Origin of the sequence: Ensifer sp. Root142, from assembly GCF_001426785.1 — a bacterium.
Classification (GTDB): Bacteria; Pseudomonadota; Alphaproteobacteria; order Rhizobiales; family Rhizobiaceae; genus Ensifer; species Ensifer canadensis.
The window spans coordinates 38,825-54,895 of sequence record NZ_LMFK01000013.1 but is presented as its reverse complement, the minus strand read 5'-3'; the positions used below and the strand labels follow the sequence as shown (position 1 = coordinate 54,895).

The 16,071-nt window shown below is 56.5% G+C and carries 16 protein-coding genes and 1 pseudogene; 7 read left to right on the top strand and 10 right to left on the bottom strand.

Features of this window, described 5'->3' with window-relative positions; translation table 11 throughout:
* Positions 1-449 precede the first annotated feature (449 nt).
* From blh to ASD52_RS17110, 6 genes are all read right to left on the bottom strand, one after another.
* On the bottom strand, positions 450-1,748 hold the full coding sequence (gene blh, locus ASD52_RS17130) for a bifunctional sulfur transferase/dioxygenase Blh (protein WP_057205256.1): 1,299 nt from the start codon (positions 1,746-1,748) through the stop codon (positions 450-452).
* 159 nt (positions 1,749-1,907) lie between these two features.
* Entirely contained in the window at positions 1,908-2,474 is a 567-nt protein-coding gene (locus ASD52_RS17125; protein ID WP_162254168.1) for a CGNR zinc finger domain-containing protein, read from the bottom strand.
* Positions 2,475-2,859: 385 nt separating this feature from the next.
* Positions 2,860-3,048, bottom strand: a complete 189-nt coding sequence (locus tag ASD52_RS17120) for a hypothetical protein (protein WP_156408527.1) — start codon at positions 3,046-3,048, stop codon at positions 2,860-2,862.
* A 608-nt stretch (positions 3,049-3,656) separates the two neighbouring features.
* Positions 3,657-3,965 carry a DUF982 domain-containing protein gene (locus ASD52_RS37380; protein WP_082571829.1) on the bottom strand — a complete coding sequence of 103 codons (309 nt, stop codon included), beginning with the start codon at positions 3,963-3,965 and terminating at the stop codon, positions 3,657-3,659.
* Between the two features lie 464 nt (positions 3,966-4,429).
* Positions 4,430-4,588, bottom strand: a complete 159-nt coding sequence (locus tag ASD52_RS39365; RefSeq protein WP_200954048.1) for a hypothetical protein — start codon at positions 4,586-4,588, stop codon at positions 4,430-4,432.
* Between the two features lie 59 nt (positions 4,589-4,647).
* Positions 4,648-4,893, bottom strand: a complete 246-nt coding sequence (locus tag ASD52_RS17110) for a DUF982 domain-containing protein (RefSeq protein WP_057224910.1) — start codon at positions 4,891-4,893, stop codon at positions 4,648-4,650.
* Positions 4,894-5,919: 1,026 nt separating this feature from the next.
* On the opposite strand from ASD52_RS17110, the gene repA reads away from it, so the two are divergent.
* The 5 genes from repA (at position 5,920) to ASD52_RS17085 (ending at position 10,343) form a co-directional block, all read left to right on the top strand.
* Positions 5,920-7,116, top strand: coding sequence for a plasmid partitioning protein RepA (repA, locus tag ASD52_RS17105; RefSeq protein ID WP_057224908.1), 1,197 nt, complete (start codon positions 5,920-5,922; stop codon positions 7,114-7,116).
* A 3-nt stretch (positions 7,117-7,119) separates the two neighbouring features.
* Entirely contained in the window at positions 7,120-8,142 is a 1,023-nt protein-coding gene (repB, locus tag ASD52_RS17100; protein ID WP_057221743.1) for a plasmid partitioning protein RepB, read from the top strand.
* Between the two features lie 1,329 nt (positions 8,143-9,471).
* Positions 9,472-9,690, top strand: coding sequence for a hypothetical protein (locus ASD52_RS17095; protein ID WP_057224907.1), 219 nt, complete (start codon positions 9,472-9,474; stop codon positions 9,688-9,690).
* A gap of 46 nt (positions 9,691-9,736) precedes the next feature.
* Positions 9,737-10,012, top strand: coding sequence for a type II toxin-antitoxin system ParD family antitoxin (locus ASD52_RS17090; RefSeq protein WP_057224905.1), 276 nt, complete (start codon positions 9,737-9,739; stop codon positions 10,010-10,012).
* Positions 9,993-10,343: a type II toxin-antitoxin system RelE/ParE family toxin gene (locus ASD52_RS17085; RefSeq protein ID WP_156612986.1), complete on the top strand. Its 351-nt coding sequence runs from the start codon at positions 9,993-9,995 to the stop codon at positions 10,341-10,343. Before ASD52_RS17090 ends, ASD52_RS17085 begins: the two co-directional genes overlap by 20 nt.
* Before the next feature lie 5 nt (positions 10,344-10,348).
* On the opposite strand, the pseudogene ASD52_RS40045 reads toward ASD52_RS17085, so the two are convergent.
* Both ASD52_RS40045 and ASD52_RS17080 read right to left on the bottom strand, forming a co-directional pair.
* Positions 10,349-10,614, bottom strand: a pseudogene (locus tag ASD52_RS40045) (integrase); the annotation flags it as partial.
* Between the two features lie 137 nt (positions 10,615-10,751).
* Entirely contained in the window at positions 10,752-11,357 is a 606-nt protein-coding gene (locus tag ASD52_RS17080; RefSeq protein ID WP_057224970.1) for an AAA family ATPase, read from the bottom strand.
* 566 nt (positions 11,358-11,923) lie between these two features.
* On the opposite strand from ASD52_RS17080, the gene ASD52_RS17075 reads away from it, so the two are divergent.
* Entirely contained in the window at positions 11,924-12,286 is a 363-nt protein-coding gene (locus ASD52_RS17075) for a low affinity iron permease family protein (RefSeq protein WP_082571828.1), read from the top strand.
* 670 nt (positions 12,287-12,956) lie between these two features.
* Here ASD52_RS17075 and ASD52_RS38500 read toward each other — a convergent pair.
* Positions 12,957-13,157 (bottom strand): hypothetical protein, encoded by a 201-nt coding sequence (locus ASD52_RS38500; protein ID WP_156612985.1) that lies wholly within the window; start codon positions 13,155-13,157, stop codon positions 12,957-12,959.
* Between the two features lie 1,153 nt (positions 13,158-14,310).
* On the opposite strand from ASD52_RS38500, the gene ASD52_RS17070 reads away from it, so the two are divergent.
* On the top strand, positions 14,311-15,243 hold the full coding sequence (locus ASD52_RS17070; RefSeq protein WP_057224904.1) for an adenylate/guanylate cyclase domain-containing protein: 933 nt from the start codon (positions 14,311-14,313) through the stop codon (positions 15,241-15,243).
* Between the two features lie 378 nt (positions 15,244-15,621).
* Here the strand turns inward: ASD52_RS17070 and ASD52_RS17065 are convergent, their stop codons facing one another.
* Positions 15,622-15,960, bottom strand: coding sequence for a helix-turn-helix transcriptional regulator (locus ASD52_RS17065; RefSeq protein WP_200954046.1), 339 nt, complete (start codon positions 15,958-15,960; stop codon positions 15,622-15,624).
* Positions 15,961-16,071: the final 111 nt, after the last annotated feature.

Below are 16,071 nucleotides of genomic sequence, written 5' to 3'. Positions count from 1 at the left end.
CGTCCAGACGCCGCCAGCGCAAAGGCCGACCCATTCGAGAGGGCAGGCCGAACCTTGCCCGAAGCCGAGAAATGCTCGCCAGCGCGAAACGAAATGTGCTGAAAAAACGGCCTCTTCAAAAAAGATGAAAAGGCCAGCTTTCAGAAACATGATGGAGTGCCACCAAAACCATTGAACACGCCGATGTTCCGAAGACGCACCTTTTGGGTGGGGAGAAGCCTTGAGCGGTCGCTACGGCGCCATCGCAAGCGCAACTAACCATGCGGCCAGAGCCACCAGGAGCCAAAGCCTTGCCTGTCTGTATCGCCGGCGGCGCGCACCTTCCCAATCGTAGGACATGATGTTCTCCTGTAACGCGGCGGGAGAATGCCTCAATCTAAACGAGAAAAAAAGATCAGAAGCCATGCTGCGTGTGGATTGTTGTCTCGCTAAACGTAAAAGACGCTTTCTTATCGCCAGGCCGCTGCGTCGAAAGCGCCAATTGGGATTTTCAGATGCGGCCTGCCGTCGCTTCCGGGCTCGGGAAGGCGACCCGCGCGAAGATTGACCTGAAGGGCGTGAAGGATGAGCTTCGGCAAAGGTAGCTGGGCGTCCTTTTCGACGCGAAGTTTAACGAAGTCTTCAAGCGAAAAACCATCGAGATGAATGTTGGTCTGCTTTTGCTCCGCCACCGTGCTTTCCCACCGGGGAGCGCGCCCGTGGGCCTGGTAATCGTGCCCGGTAAACACCCGCGAAGCCTCTGGAAGAGCTAGGATTCGTTGGATCGACTGCCATAGGGAGCTCGCATCTCCACCTGGAAAATCGGTGCGAGCCGTGCCGCTATCGGGCATCAGAATAGTGTCGTGAACAAAAACGGCATCACCAATGATATAGGTGACGGAGGCTGGGGTGTGACCTGGCGAATAAAGGACCCTGGCATCGATCGAGCCGACATTGAACGTTTCGCCGTCCGCAAACAACCGGTTCCAATGCGACCCGTCGGCAGACAGGTCCGGCCACTCGTAAATAGTTCTCCAGATTTTCTGAACCTCGACGATCCGATCGCCGATCGCGATTGGGGCGCCAGTCTGCCCTGCGAGGTAATAGGCGGCCGAGAAATGATCGGCGTGGGGATGAGTGTCGAGGATCCACTCGACCGAGAGCGCGTTTTCGTTGACGTATTGGAGGATCGCATTGGCATTCATCGCGCCGATTGCGCCTGCCTTTTCATCATAGTCGAGGACGGGGTCGATGATGGCGCAGCTGCCCGTCTCAGGGTCGGACACAACGTACTGGATGCTGCAAGTGCGCTCGTCGAAAAAGCCCCTGACGTTGGGTCGCTGCGCAAAATGGTTCTCCAACCAAGCGGTAGCTTCGGTCAGGTCAAAACCATGCAGATGGCCGAATTCCTGGACCTCGGAGCGACGCATGCGGCCGGCGAGGACCTCGCCGATCGCGTACAGATGGAGGGCACGCCTTCCTGACTTACAATGTGCCACGACCGGTCCCTCGGCTTCATCAAGAGCTTCTTGAAATGCGGCAACCTCGGATTCTGTTACCGTGGGGAGGGTCACGGGGATGAAGGTGTAGGACATCCGAGCTTTCTTCGCCGCGGCGGCTTCCTGCTCGCTGCCCGGCTGCTCCTCGTCCTCTCCATCGGGCCGCACATTGATCAGCCCGGTAAAGCCCTGATCTGCAAACGACTGGAACTCGTCCGTCGCGGGCTGAGCCATGATGCTGAGCTTTTCATTGACCTTGGTAATGATCATGAGGTCCTCCTGGAATCCGATACAAACTGAACGCCGCCAGGGCTTGTGTGTTCCTCGGTCGCTCCAGGGTTGCCATCCGTGGCAGCCGAGCCAAAGTCCGGAGGCCCAGAAATACGGTCCAACGGCTAAAACCCGTGCCCGCGGCGGTGAAAAACGCCTCTAGCTGGATTCTTTCGAACGGTATCGCTTCACTCGGGCATATGTCCCGCAGATGTCGTCCGAGCACCAATGTCTTCGGCCGGATCGCGAGTGATCGAGAAACAGCCAGCCACAATTGTGACCGGGGCACTGCTTGATCGCGCGACGGGCGTCGCGGGTTGTAAACAGGTCAACGGCCAAGCATGCAATCTTGGAAGCGATGTCTTGGGGGTCTTGCACGGATTCGCTCCAGGCGATCTGTCCATCCTGTTGCATCAGGATGGATCGGCCGGCAAGCCATCGTTTCGCCATGCGACCGATCAAGTGCAGGTCCTTTTCCGGCGGTGCTTCGCCCCGGACTTCGGCTAGCGCGATTACGTAAATAGCCTCTCGTAGGGCCCGTGCCTCTTCAAATGCTTTTTCCGCGATTTGTGGATGCGCCGCGGCTTTTGAAGCGAGCCGAGCTGCATCGGCAGTGCCTATGAGTTCAACCCGGGTTGCCCATTCGAGCAAATGATTGAACGAAACAAGGGCGTCGGGTCCGATGCGATCCTTGCGGCTGTCCACGGTGTTGACGTAGTCGAGCACGGGATGTCCACCAAGGAGGCGCAGTTCGGCGATCGGTCTGGGCTGCATCCATCAATTATCGAACTTGGGAACAAAATTGGCAAGATGAAGTTGTAACGGTATAATCTGCTTTTAACCGTTACAGTATCCATCCTGTGCCTCATTTTGGGGATCCACTTGGATCGGCATATCCGCCGGCGCTCGTACCGTGCCGCCGGTGATTTTCGCAGGCACGCGATTCGCAGCGGGCAGGTGTTTTGCTGCTCGCAATCGCCACCTTCAGGCACGGCTTCATCGTTCCGGCTCCTGGCGAACGCTTGCGGTTGCTTGCGGCCAGTGTGGACGCGCCGCACTGAGACACCGACCGGCTTCTCGGGAAAGCGCTCTCGAACCGGTCTCCAAGTGATCAGGGAATGTCCATGAGGCGCAGCAGCCAGCGTTTCCTGTCGCGTTTTGCTCGACCTGCTTCCGTTTCGGCAATGGCGACTTTGAGTGCGCGCGCCACAAGCTCATCAGCCTCGTCTGCATCGGGGAAATGGATGCGAGCTGAGGCCCGCAACGTCGCGAGTAAGGCGCTGTCTTCGTCTGAAGTCATCTTCATCTTATTAGAACGTGAAGAAGCGGCGCGAGTTCCGAACGACGTCCATTCGCGAGCGCGCAGGGTCTCCGGCTTCGGGCTGGATGGCAAATCCCATATTGCGTGGAAGCCGGCAGAAGCTTACCTGCGGAGGTCAGGGGGCGCCTCCGATCACATCATCGTACTTTAGACGTAAGGGGAGGCCGAAACATACGAAGATACGGTTCAATGCTGTTTTCGAGCTCACGACAAACACGTTCGTATTCGTCAATCAGGAGCACATCAGGGCAGCTACAGAAGCGGAGTCTATCCAGCTGCATCGATGCCTCTGCGTAAGCGATGCAGATTTCGGTTAAGGCCGGGCTTCTCAGCTCCGACAGCACATGCCGGTACGATGGCAAGCGGAGCTTCAACCTTGCTTTGCCAATCTTCTCCAATTTCATAGCCAACTCCCTACCGGCCCGCCACAAAACGCTAGTCGAGAGACGAACCCCCTTGCCTCAAGAAGGTTCCGCAAGCTCGATGCCGGCACTCCCATCCGATGAACGGCATATCAGCTAACAAAGAAAGGGCCCCACGTAGGGGCCAGGAGTGGATGCTGTCCATTGGACGCATTTTTGGCAGCACTAGGCCGCTCTTTGCGGACTGTCGTCATTGCGCTTCGATGTTCGCAGATGCTCGAACCTTCCGGTGGCCGGCATACCAGCTTCCAGGCATGCAGCAATAAATGCTTCTCGAGCCACCGCTATTGGTGTCGATCCATTGAGCGCGCCGCGGCAGGTCCTAATCGCCCGTTCGTAGCGTTGTCCACGTCGAAGTGGCCATTCATTCTCGAGAAAATCGAGTGCATCGTAGACCGAGGAGAAAACTCGGCTCGTACCGTTTTGCAGCCGCACCAACAGCGGCACCGACCATGGCATCTCCGGAATGTGCATTGGTTCCTCCTTGACATTCTACCGGATGAAAAGAAGACGAAATCGATATTGGAAACGCTCATCGGCACTTCAAGGGTATGAAAAGGAAGACGTCGAAAAAAATCTTGTTGCCGCTTGGCCGCCCCCTTTCGGCTCGGGCGGCTTCATCGCCCCGGCCGTGGCATTCGCCCTTTCGCGCGAGTTGCCCGCGTCGCTGACGATCTTGGGAGCCTGACGCCGTTGCGATCGGGGCCTGACGTGGTTTCACCGCACGAACAGCGGTCCCGGCACCCTCGACACCAGCAACCAGGCGCCTACTGACTGCTAACGAAATTACCCGATAAAGCCGTAAATAGCGAAGGCACCGATCGCCACCCCGACAATCACCGCAAGCCCGCGACCCGCCAACAGTTTTCGTCTTTTCTGCCAGGGCATGTCTGTGGAGGTGGGAAGGTCTGTGGGTGTGTCGCGCGGATCCATCGCCTCTACTTGCTTTGATCAATCGCATGAGGCGCTCGCTGGCCCTCTGGCTCAGCTGGCGTCCAGAACACGAAATATGCTCCGGCGATAATGAGCGCGAGCGCGAATATTGCCGCGACGAACGTTATCATGCCGGTTTTTGCCTGTTCTTCCGTGCTCTTCATGAAGGCTACCAACTTCGTTCACTAGGAAATGTTCCGAAGCCCGGGGTTTCGCACCGACCTCAGCGCAATTTTCTAACTCGCTCCTCGTCGATAGCCGCGATGAATGCAGACCGAGCCTGCTTCCAGGGGTATGTGCCGAACGCAGCGTCTGTGCAGCGATTAAGCGCCGTTCCATAGCGAAATCCGCACTGAACTGGCCAGCAATCGGTAAGGAGACGGGCTGCGTGCGCCGGGTCCCACACGATCTGAACGCCGTGTGGCTGCTGCAGCTCTACAATGACGCATTCTTCCCACGTTTCGCGCATGTTCGGCCTCCGGAACTCGTCTCCTACCAAACGTCAACAATTGGAGCCAGTTCCGGTGTGAAGGGGGATGCTGTGGTGTAGGTTCTGCTCCCCGTGAGCGCTCCCGATTGCCAACCTTCGGAACGATAAATGATACCGGCGAGTTATTAGCGTTCTGGGCAATCCGAACGGGAAGCGGACGGTTCCAAGCATATCGAGCGCGAACGCGGTTGAACGGCCATCCGCCTTCATGACTGCGCTCCTGCCCCTGGGCCTGTTAACACCGCCTCAATTCCGGAGTTGTACATGTACAACCACCCGGGAATAACTTTTGCCCTGATAAAACTGGCGTAAACTGAGTTGCAGGACAAACCGCGCGCAAATGCGCGGTTCTTGGGCCAACCACAGCGGCCCCAACCCTTTGATATAATTGATACTTATACGTATACGGAAACTAATAGCACGTTACGTTCCGTCAGTCGGACGTTACGGCGGCTTTCGATTCATCCATTTTTTGGCGCATCGAACGCTAGGACTCACTTTCTAACATACAAAAGGTGGCCACGCCACCCGTGAGCGGGTTGCCTGCAACGACGAAACAAGCCTGCGAACAATGTTGCCTGCGCTCAAAGGAAGGCTCCCTGGCAAAGGCGGATCGCGCAAACTCGCATAACTGTGGGCAACGTAGGCTAGCCGCGCATGTTCCTTGGGCAACTCCGGTTGGATTTTGTGCCAGCTACTGAACAGAATGGGCATCCACCAGGGCAAAAAATCAGGCAATGGACGCATCGAAGAAGTATTCGGCTCCAAACACCGACCCGCCTGCCGAACGCAACCTCGAGCGAAGCGAGCGGGCGCTGTCCATTCTGCTGCCGTCTGTTGTACACGTACAACTGCGCAGCCGTGACCCAAAGGAGATTGAGATAAGTTGTACATGCACAACGCAACCGAGAGGGTTGCAGCCCATGTTGGAATCGGGTTACTCCTGATCAGCGCATATTGCCGTCAAAACCGCAAATAAGCGCGGATAGGACAAAAGAGAAACCGATGCTCAACAAACCTCTGAAAGATGCTGGTGGACTACGCTCCCTAATCGCTTCTGACGCAGAGGAATTGTCGCGTCAATTGCAGGCGCATCAGCAACGCACCTTCCCACCGACCGCACGCAAGACGATACGCAGCTTCACACCCGCCGAAGCCGCCGACTTCATCGGAATTCATCAAGGTTACCTCAGGCAGATTGTTTCGGAAGGGCATGGCCCAGAGCCGCTCCCCAACGGCAGACGGTTGTACAGCGTCGAAGATATTCAGGAGCTGCGCCGTCTGCTGGACGAGGGCGGAAAGGGACCTCGCCGCTATATCCGGCATCGCCAGGATGGCGAAAAGCTCCAGGTCATTTCCGTCATGAACTTCAAGGGTGGCTCGGGTAAGACGACCTCGTCTGCCCATCTCGCACAATTCCTTGCCCTTCGCGGCTACCGCGTACTTGCAATCGATCTCGACCCGCAGGCATCGCTATCCGCGCTCTTCGGTCATCAGCCAGAGCTCGACGTAGGCGAAAACGAGACGCTTTATGGCGCAATCCGCTACGATGAAGAGCGAAGAGACATAACCGAAATCGTTCGAGCGACATATACGCCCAATTTGCACATCATTCCGGGGAACCTGGAATTGATGGAATTCGAACACGAGACCCCCAAGGCTTTGATCGCTCGTGGTCGCAGCGATTCCATGTTCTTTGCCCGCATCGGCGAATGCCTGGCCGAAATCGAAAGCGCCTACGACATCGTCGTTATCGACTGCCCTCCCCAGCTTGGGTTCCTAACACTGTCGGCGCTCTGCGCGGCGACCTCGGTTCTCATCACGGTTCACCCGCAGATGCTCGACGTCATGTCCATGAGCCAGTTCCTGCACATGACAGGCGACCTACTCGAGGTCGTCGAGAACGCCGGCGGCACGATGGACTACGACTGGCTGCGTTACCTCGTGACGCGCTACGAGCCAAATGATGGCCCTCAGTCGCAAATGGCGGGCTTCATGCGCTCGATCTTCGGAAATCGCGTTCTCGAAAATGCGATGGTCAAGTCGACGGCGGTATCGGATGCCGGCCTTACCAAGCAGACGTTGTACGAAGTCGATCGAAACCAGTTTACCCGCGGCACATACGATCGTGCACTCGAGTCTCTGACGGCGGTAAACGCCGAAATCGAGGAACTCGTGAAGCAGACCTGGGGAAGGAAATAAGCGATGGCGCGCAAAAATGTCTTCGGAATAGAACAGGGGGATCTCCCCTCGTCGCTCGATGTGCAACATGAGCGCCCGCTTGCCGAATTGCGCCCTTTGGCGGGTTTTGAAAAGCCGTTGAAGCGCGCTTCACCGGTTGGCGCCATCTCGCAATCTCTGGGTGGCATCAACGAACGCGCGCAACGCGTCGAGGACCTTGAAAAGCAGTTGGCCAAGGGTCAGGCTGTCGTCGAACTGGACCCAGAGCTGATCGACGTTTCCTTCGTTTCGGATCGATTGGGCGTTAGCCAGGACGATCAGGATCTCCTGGAGGCTCAGATTCGCGAGCATGGCCAGCAGGTCCCAATCCTCGTCAGGCCGCACCCGACAAGCGATGGCCGTTATCAGGTTGCATACGGCCATAGGCGCCTAGCGGCCGTTCGTCAGATCGGCGGTACGATCAAGGCTGTTGTCAGGGATCTGAGCGACGAGCAACTGGTCGTCAGCCAGGGACAAGAGAACAACGCGCGCACCGATCTTTCCTTCATTGAGCGGTCCTTTTTCGCTTCGCGCCTTGAGCAACGCGAGTTCAGCAGGGACGTCATCATGTCGGCTCTGGGCGTCGACAAGGCAGCGCTCTCACGCATGATCGCCCTCGTCACACGGCTACCGGGCACCCTCATCGAGGCAGTAGGGCCAGCTCCGGGGTTCGGCCGTACCCGTTGGGCCGATATTGCGGATCTGATGGAAGATAAGCCAAAGCACCAGGCAGCGTTGAAGCTGATCGAAGAGCCAGCTTTCAAAAACTTCTCGTCAGATGACCGCTTTCTCGCCGTGTACAACTGCCTGAAGCAGGTGCCAGAGCCGGCTAGAAAATCGGTGTGGAAAGACGGTTCGGGCGAGAAGGCCGTGCGGGTTTCGGAAAATGGCGAGCGCCTGAGCATCGTATTCGACAAGCGCGTAGCAGCCGACTTCGGTTCATTCGTCGAGCATAAGCTCGATGAGTTGTACGCGGAGTTCCAGCAAAGTCAGGCTTCAGGAGGCTGATGGATAAAGAAAAAGGCCCCAAACGTTTCCGTCGTGGAGCCCTTCTCGATCTGTAGCAAGGTGAGATTCGCATTTCCACGAGATTCAGTCAAGAGTCTTCAGCATCCCTTTGATGCCTGAATTCGTTGAATCGTGCTCTGTCGCCTCACAAAAATGCGGCTTTCGCATCGATTGGTCGCGCCTTCACGTTCTTGACGGACACCCCGGCAATGGTCAGCAGGGGTGTCCGCTCACGGTCGTTGCCAATGTTCAACGCTCTAAAGCAGCAGTGATCTGACAGTCCGAGCAGCTCGCCCCACTGATAGTTGTGCCGAAATGGCAGTAGCAGATCACCTCGTGCAATTGCTCGGCACTCACTTCGAAAAAGCGCCTTGCTTCGCCGAAGGTATCGTTTTTCAACCCGGCCGAGCGCAAAACGGGGTCTTCGGACGCAACCGAGATGGCGAGTTATCGCAACGCATTTTGTCGCGCAGACGAGACGGCTGATACTCGATTTCGGGCGGCGTGGAGAGTAGCTGCTGCGGCTTCTGCTCAAGAAGTCCCGCCCAGCGCTCCAAGCGGTCGTTGCGAGAAAGGGTCATTTGCTGCAGGCCCCTGTTCGACCTGCGCTACTACCGGTAATTGCTCGCGTGTTTGGTGCCTCATGTTCGCCTCCATTCAGACGACCGGCGCCAGCCATTTCCGTCCTCAAAGCGTTACGCTTGTCTTGGCGAATGTCCAATCACGATTGTAATCGCGCCGCGACGTTAGGCTCTCCTTTATAGGGACGTATGCAGCTTGTGCTAAGCGATCGAGCCCACGTATCGCCGATGGCCGGATTTCGTAAACGCATGATGCGCGTATGTGTGGAGCAAGCTGGTTGGCGGCGGCTCGTCATTAGGCCGACCAGTGTGACGACGGTGCCGTTGGATCTTCAGAAGAGCTGAAAGGCGGGTTGGTAGTGTCTGTTTTCGAGAAAAACAATCCGGACGAGAGCGCAGGCGCTTAGAAACAACGACGCGGCCGATGCGGGCTGGCCAACGGAAATAGTCCATTTCACGCTCAAAAGTGAGCAGGCAATTATGAGGCGAGTAAAGACGTGCACATGAATGAGGGAACCTTACTGGTAATTAACTTCCGTTTGGGGAATTTGCGGTGTTACTTCAGTGGGTTTGTGCTTCTTCCGATTTCTATTGAAGCGCCAAGCTGAAAACCCGATCTGAATTTTGACCTAACGTTTCGCGCCGGGAGCAGGGGAGGGCTCTCAAAGCCCCGACGCCTTCGTGAGATTGGTGTGGCAGCGGTCGCGTCGGCGCGATATTTGCTGCGTCCTTTTTCAGCGTGCCGCCGATGCTTTTGCACATATCGCTCGTCAACCCGTCGAAACGCTGGACCCGCGGGCAGCCAGTGGCCAAAGAATTCAAGTCCTCGCTCGGTCTCGGCGGCGTCGCCACCCGCGACGGCGGCAATCACGGTTCGCTCGACCAGGTGCGCCACCTCCTTGCCATCGAGGCGATCCGGTCCGACATCCCTGACTTTGTCGCCCTAACGGATCATCTCGTAGATTGACAAATGTGCTACTGAGTAGCAAGTTAAGCTCAAAGGAGTTGAACCGATGAGTGTCAAATCGTCGATCTCGCTGACCGACCAGCAGGATGCGTTTGCCCGTTCGCTGGTTGAGAGCGGCCGGTATTCCAGCATGAGTTCCGTTCTTCAGCAGGGCCTCGAACTGCTTCGGCAAAAGACGGAAACTGAGGCCGTTGAAACGGCAGCGCTTCGGGAATTGCTCCAGCGGCGATTGAACGGACCGATGATTTCTGCGACGGAAATGGAAAGCCGCGTCGCGGCAATGATCGAGCGGAAGCGACGGGTTGTTCGTGTGGGCTCTTGAATATTCTAAAGATGCCGAACGCGATTTCGAGTTGATCTTCGATCATCTGTTCGACGCCTATGTCGAACTCGGGGACCCGCCTGGCGAGGCTGTGGAGCGTACCGCTGAACGGATCCGCAATTTGCGTGTCGAAATCGATCGCCTCGTCGATACGCCCTATATCGGGACGCTGCGGCCCGATATTGATCCCGAGATGCGGTTTCTTCGGCGGGACAACAGGGCTATTTGGTTTCTACCGGTAGAACATAGCCGCACAATTATTATAGCGGCTATCTTCTACGGTGCGCAGGACCACATCAGAAATATGCTCGCACGTATGCTGGCGGGATAAGGTCCCTACAGCCCCGCGGCCTTCGTCAAATTGAACCTAAATCCGTCGCGTCGGCGCTGGGATTTGCGGATCATATCCGCGCTCGCATGGCCGATCAGCTTTTGCACATGACGCTCAACCTCGCCCGAGGGGGCCGGCCGCGCGCAACGAATGACCGGAGAATTTGGCCGCAGGCTCGTTCTCACTGAGGTCGCCATGCAGGCCGGCGGCCAGGGCCGCGGAGGCGGGCGACCGCCTTGTCATCGAGGCGCTCCAGCCCAACGTCTTTGCCGCTTGGTGACGCGGCGGAATAACTTGGCCATCGCCGCGGCTATCGAAGCCTCCGTGGCTTCAGGTGGTCCAAAGCAGAGACTTATGCACACATGTCGGGACTGGTCGTGGACAATACCGGGAGAACCAATCGTAATTCTAGGTAACGAAACCTCTCGTTCGAGGTGGGCCAAAATCACCGGCAATCACTCGGATAACATGTTGCTGGATCGCCGCTGCACTGGCCTTCGCTGATTTCGAAGTGACGTCCAAATCCGAGGCAAACGGGTGTTGGGGATCGAAGACCCGAGCTTTTCTGCTTCTCTGTCTGGAGGCTATTGCGTCAATCGACTTTAGTTGCTCACGACGTGTGGGAGTGGAAACACGGCGCGCCAACTCGTCCTCATCGCAAAGCAATCTTATGGGAATGAGCGGCGCCGCACTTTGCTGCGCCGCGCCGGCTATCTGTTCAAACGTGCGAATACTGCCTTGATTGCCTTCGACAAGGGCCTGCGTGAAGATGAAGCTTGCCGAAGTGGGGCTGTAGGCCACAATCGCGTCCAGAACTACCTGTCGGATTCTTCCAGTGTATTCCGATATCCCGTTCGGGAGGGGCGTAATCCCGTCATCGTCCAGGAGGCGGAATATCGGATTGTTGAACCAATGGTTATCGATGACTTTTGCAGAAACGAGGGTGCTTAGTTCTTTAGCAATTGTCAGCTTCCCGACGCCAGGCAAGCCCATCAGCAGAACGAAAACGCGCATATCAGCATTAGCCTCATAACGGTGTTCCACGACAACAATAGGTAATTTCAAGAGCATCGCAATCTCTGCCGTGCCATCAAATATGCCCCAGTTACAATTTTTTGGCCGCAGCTAGAACGGAAAGCATCTCACGGCCCCGATTGAGCAATTGGACACTGAAAATAGGCAGCGGTGACCTAACCCGGGCTCCGTCTCATTGCGGCTGAGCAGAGACGACTTACGCAGATCGTAGCGGTGCGGCGGCGCTTCACCAAACAGCAGACCCAGAGCGGCCTGGATTCTGGTCGCACCGGATCACGCTCAGTTGACGTACAGTGCCTTGACCGATTGCTATCTGGGATCGCCGCAACGTCGGCGGCTGCAATCCAGTATGACTCGACCGCAGGCTCGTTGAATTCGAAAAGCTTTGATCGTCGCGCGCAGCGTCGCCAATCCAGCGCGATTGCGACACATGAAGCACCAACTTTTGGCCAACAGAGCCACTTTCTCTGCGCCCCTGCCAGGCCGGAACAAAGATCTATCTAAGCCGTTGAAATGATGGAAACTACAACAACGGATAAGCAACAATGGAAAACTTGTTCACGCGCTTCGCCAACACGATTGCCCATTGGGCGGGGAAGCCTGTTATCTTCGTCGCGGCCGTGCTTTTAATTGCTGTGTGGGCCGTAAGCGGGCCTTTTTTCGGGTTCTCCGAAAACTGGCAGCTTGTTATCAATACGGGCACTACCATCATTACGTTTCTGATGGTCTTCGTGTTGCAGAACACGCAAAATCGCGACAATGAAGCAATTCAAGCGAAGCTGGATGAACTCATTCTCACGAGCCAAAATGCTGAGAACCGGTTCATAGGCATCGAGAAAAAAGCAGAGCGGGAAATCAGCGACGTAATTGCCGAGGTTGAAAGTGCAGCTTGCCGATCCGCCTCCTAATGATGGCGGAAGGGAAGGGCCGGGGTAGCCGGCCAATGGTTCAGGCAGTCGTCATTTGCAGGCTGGTCTCTCATAACGCGATGGCCGTTGCGTCGACCATCTGAATATAGAACCAGCGGCCCAAGTTAAACGTCCGCTCCACCGGACCCTCGTCTGACGATTTGCGCGGCGATGCTTCGCCCGCAGTTTCGGCACCATCTCGGCAATGCCCCCCTACTGACGATCGACACCAGGGCGCTGGTCGTTCCCCTCATCGTTGATTTTATGAAAGTGCCCGGAAGAGACGAGCGTTCATGTGCTGGCCCGGTTCCGCGCATGATGAACTGAAAGGCAAGACATCTATTACCGTTGCCGGGGCGGACGTGCCATTCGTGGTCGGGGTGGACTTGGACTTACGCGCCTTCGAGGATTGGAGCGGGTGACCTCGAGTGGACAAGCGTGCCGACGACCCGCTCGAGGCGCCCTTATTCAACGAGGCGAACACGCGTAAATAAGAGAGCTTGTTCGTCTCCGCCCGAAACGCCTTGCACGCGATTGTTCTCGCCAATCGTCAGATTTAGCTGTATATTTAGGTATTGCTGATATTGCTACGGCCTTCTTACGCCACAGAACTTCCAAAGAAGGCCGCTCTTTTCCACGTGTCCCGGCGTGGAGTCGGCTACGCTCTCAGTTAGCTCGCCATCAGCTTCAGCGCAGCCTGATCGTGAATGCCGCTTTGAAAAAGGCTGATCAGCCGCGCTGCGAGCGCGATTGCTTCTTCGCTATCAAAGGCGAGGTTCCTTTCCTGAACCATTTCCCGGAAGACGCCGTCTATTTTCTCGAAATCGTAAGGCGTTATCATCTCTGTGCGAGATCCAAGCGCTTTGCTCATAGCCCTAATCCCAGCCAGCCCAGGGCTGAATAGGCCCACGTTAGCCCACTTCGAGTATGCGCCGGCGCAGGCGGGATTCAACTGTGAAATTGCGGGGGAGATCCAGACGGTCTTTGGGGTAGAGGGTAGCCAGACCGTCCGGACTCCGCGTTGGGTTGCCTCCACATTTCGCCAACGCTTATGCAATTAAAACGCGGGTCAGAAGGCATTGTTCCGTTTGCTAATGTATGGTGACTGTGGTGAGCGGGGCGTCCCCTAATGGGTTATGGTTAAAGTATCCGGCCACGGTTTTCGACAAGGCCTGCTTTACAACGGCATTGAAGACGTTGCGAGGCCAGCCGCACAAGCTGTGCGCCCCGATCAGCCTCGTATGCCATTTGAGCCCATGCCCGAGCTTGTCGAGCCCTGCCTCGCTGTGTCTGCCAAAAGGGTTCCGGACGCTGCCGATTAGGCATTCGAAATCAAGTGGGATGGATACCGCCTGGGCGACACATATCGAAGTGAACCGTGCCATCCTTACCCATGGCGGCCGCGACTGACGAGAGACGGCGGCAAAGGCACTGGCCCACGGCCATGATCCTCGGCGGCGAGGCCGTTGTACTCGACGGGGCCGGCCGCTCGAACTTCGGGATGCTACAGGAGCGCCGCGCGGCCGGTGGAACTTGCTGGGCTAGTCATTCTCGATGGCGGCTAGATAACGAGCCCCCTATCATCTGCTACTATGGGGAGGGTGATTCAGACACTGTCGGCCCTGCAGCACTCGGTAACATCAGGCGGTGAGGCAATAGGGGGGTCAATTTCTCATTTCGCCTCACACCTCATTCCAGGATCGTCGTTGCGAGCTCAAAAAATAGGCCCCGGGGCAGGGGCCTTGGAGAGATGTACATTCTTGGGTGTTTGCATAACTCCCGTGCGGGTTAAATGTTCCGCCGCCGCTGCGAGCGTCTGTCCTTCGTTGGCATCCGCGCTGCTAAGCCTGCGCAGCTAATCAATAGAGCGTCGTTTGAACAAGCGGTAATCGAAAGATGCGATGTCTGGATATCGCTACACAGCCTTGGTTTGCGCCCCGCTCAAAGAGGGAACAAACGCACATTCTCATCAGTTGAAGATAATAGACTCATAGGAAAAAAAGGCGTTGGATCGGACCGCTCGCATGGAAGCACCGCCACTTGAGAGAAAGCTCGCAGCCATTCTGGCGGCCGATGTTGAGGGATATTCCCGACTGATGAACGCTGATGAAGAACAGACGCTCGCGACGCTGACGTCACATCGCGCTGTGGTTGATGGGCTCATTGAAAAAGCTCACGGTCAAATATTTGGAACGGCTGGCGACAGTGTATTGGCTGAGTTTCCCTCGATCCTCCATGCTTTCAATTGTGCTGTAGCCATTCAGCAAGCGATGTGGCGCGCCAACCAAGATCTCGCAGACGATCGAAAGATGAATTTTCGCATCGGAATAAACATAGGCGACGTTCTGGTGAAAGACGGCGACATCTTCGGCGACGGCGTCAATATCGCCGCCCGCCTGGAGAGCCTCGCGGACGTGGGTGGTATCTGCGTTACAAGGGGTGTACGCGATCACCTGCGCGATCGCGTCGATGCTACCTTCGAGGATATGGGAGAACACCGGATCAAAAACATTGCCCGCCCTCTCCGCATCTTTCGCGTTATATTCGACCGGCGAGGAGAGCCAAGTTTTAATTGGGAGCCGCTTCCCCCAGAGACGCCGGAGGGCTTCTCTTCCGTTGAACAAGCATTCTCCCAGGACAATGATAGCAATGATGAGGCGCGCAGCGTAGAGATCGCCTTTTGGGCATCGGTGCAGGAGAGTGATGACCCAGCCGAGTATCTTCTTTATCTGCAGCGGTTCCCGAACGGCCAGTTCGCTGAACTGGCAAGCGCTCGCGTCGAACAGGGTGGCTCTGGGGAACCAGACCCCGGTATCGAAGTCTCCTTCTGGGAAACCGTGCGCGACAGTGGCAATGCAGAAATGATCAAAGCATATTTGGCCAAATATCCGCGTGGCCAGTTCATCGATCTCGCCAAGATTATGCTGGCTGAACTTCAAACGAAGCGAAATGCATAGCGAGCGATCCAGAACTCCAACCTCGAGGCGGCAAATGCGTCGTGCCGAGATTGCCCAGTGCTGCCGGGCCGGCATCACGCGATCCCAGCGGCGAACGTAGCCGTTTCTGGTCGGCCCAGGAATCGGAACGAAGACACGTCAAACGCGTTAAATTCCAGTGGAGTTTGCATCATCGATTATTGTGATCGATGGCGACAGGACACTCCACCAAGGAGGTTTCAATGGATATCACCACATTGCTCATCATAGTTCTGATTGTTCTCGTCCTGACCGGTGGCTTTTACGGACGCGGCCGCTGGTATTAAAAGACTTTGCGATGAGGGTTGTTGACCCCCTGCAGCGAGCGGCGGGAGGGCATCTCCTGGCCGCGCCTTTGTTTCAGTTCCGTTCAGCCAGGATCTTCTGCATTCGGGCCAATTTGCTTTCCGCAATCTCAAGTCGCTGAAGCAAAACGTTTGGAGGTGCGGTGCCGTCCTCACGAGGAAAGTCGCCGATGACTTCCATTGGATGCGCATTCAATACTGTGCAGACTTGAATCAGAGTTGGCACGGAGATGCGATTCGTGCCGCGCTCATACTTTTGAAGCTGCTGGAACGTCAGACCGACAGCAGCAGCGACCCTTTGCTGGGAAAGCCCCCGAGTTTGGCGAATCGCTCTGAGCCGTTCACCAATCTGCTGGGACAAAGCCATTGACGTTTCGGTCAATATCTTACCCACGTGTACGCCCTCTCTTGGGACCCGGCATACATGATAGCATAGATCTTGGCCCGCAACTCGGAGTTCCGCACGAAATACCACCGTGACTGGCAACGATCGGCACAGAGCCGT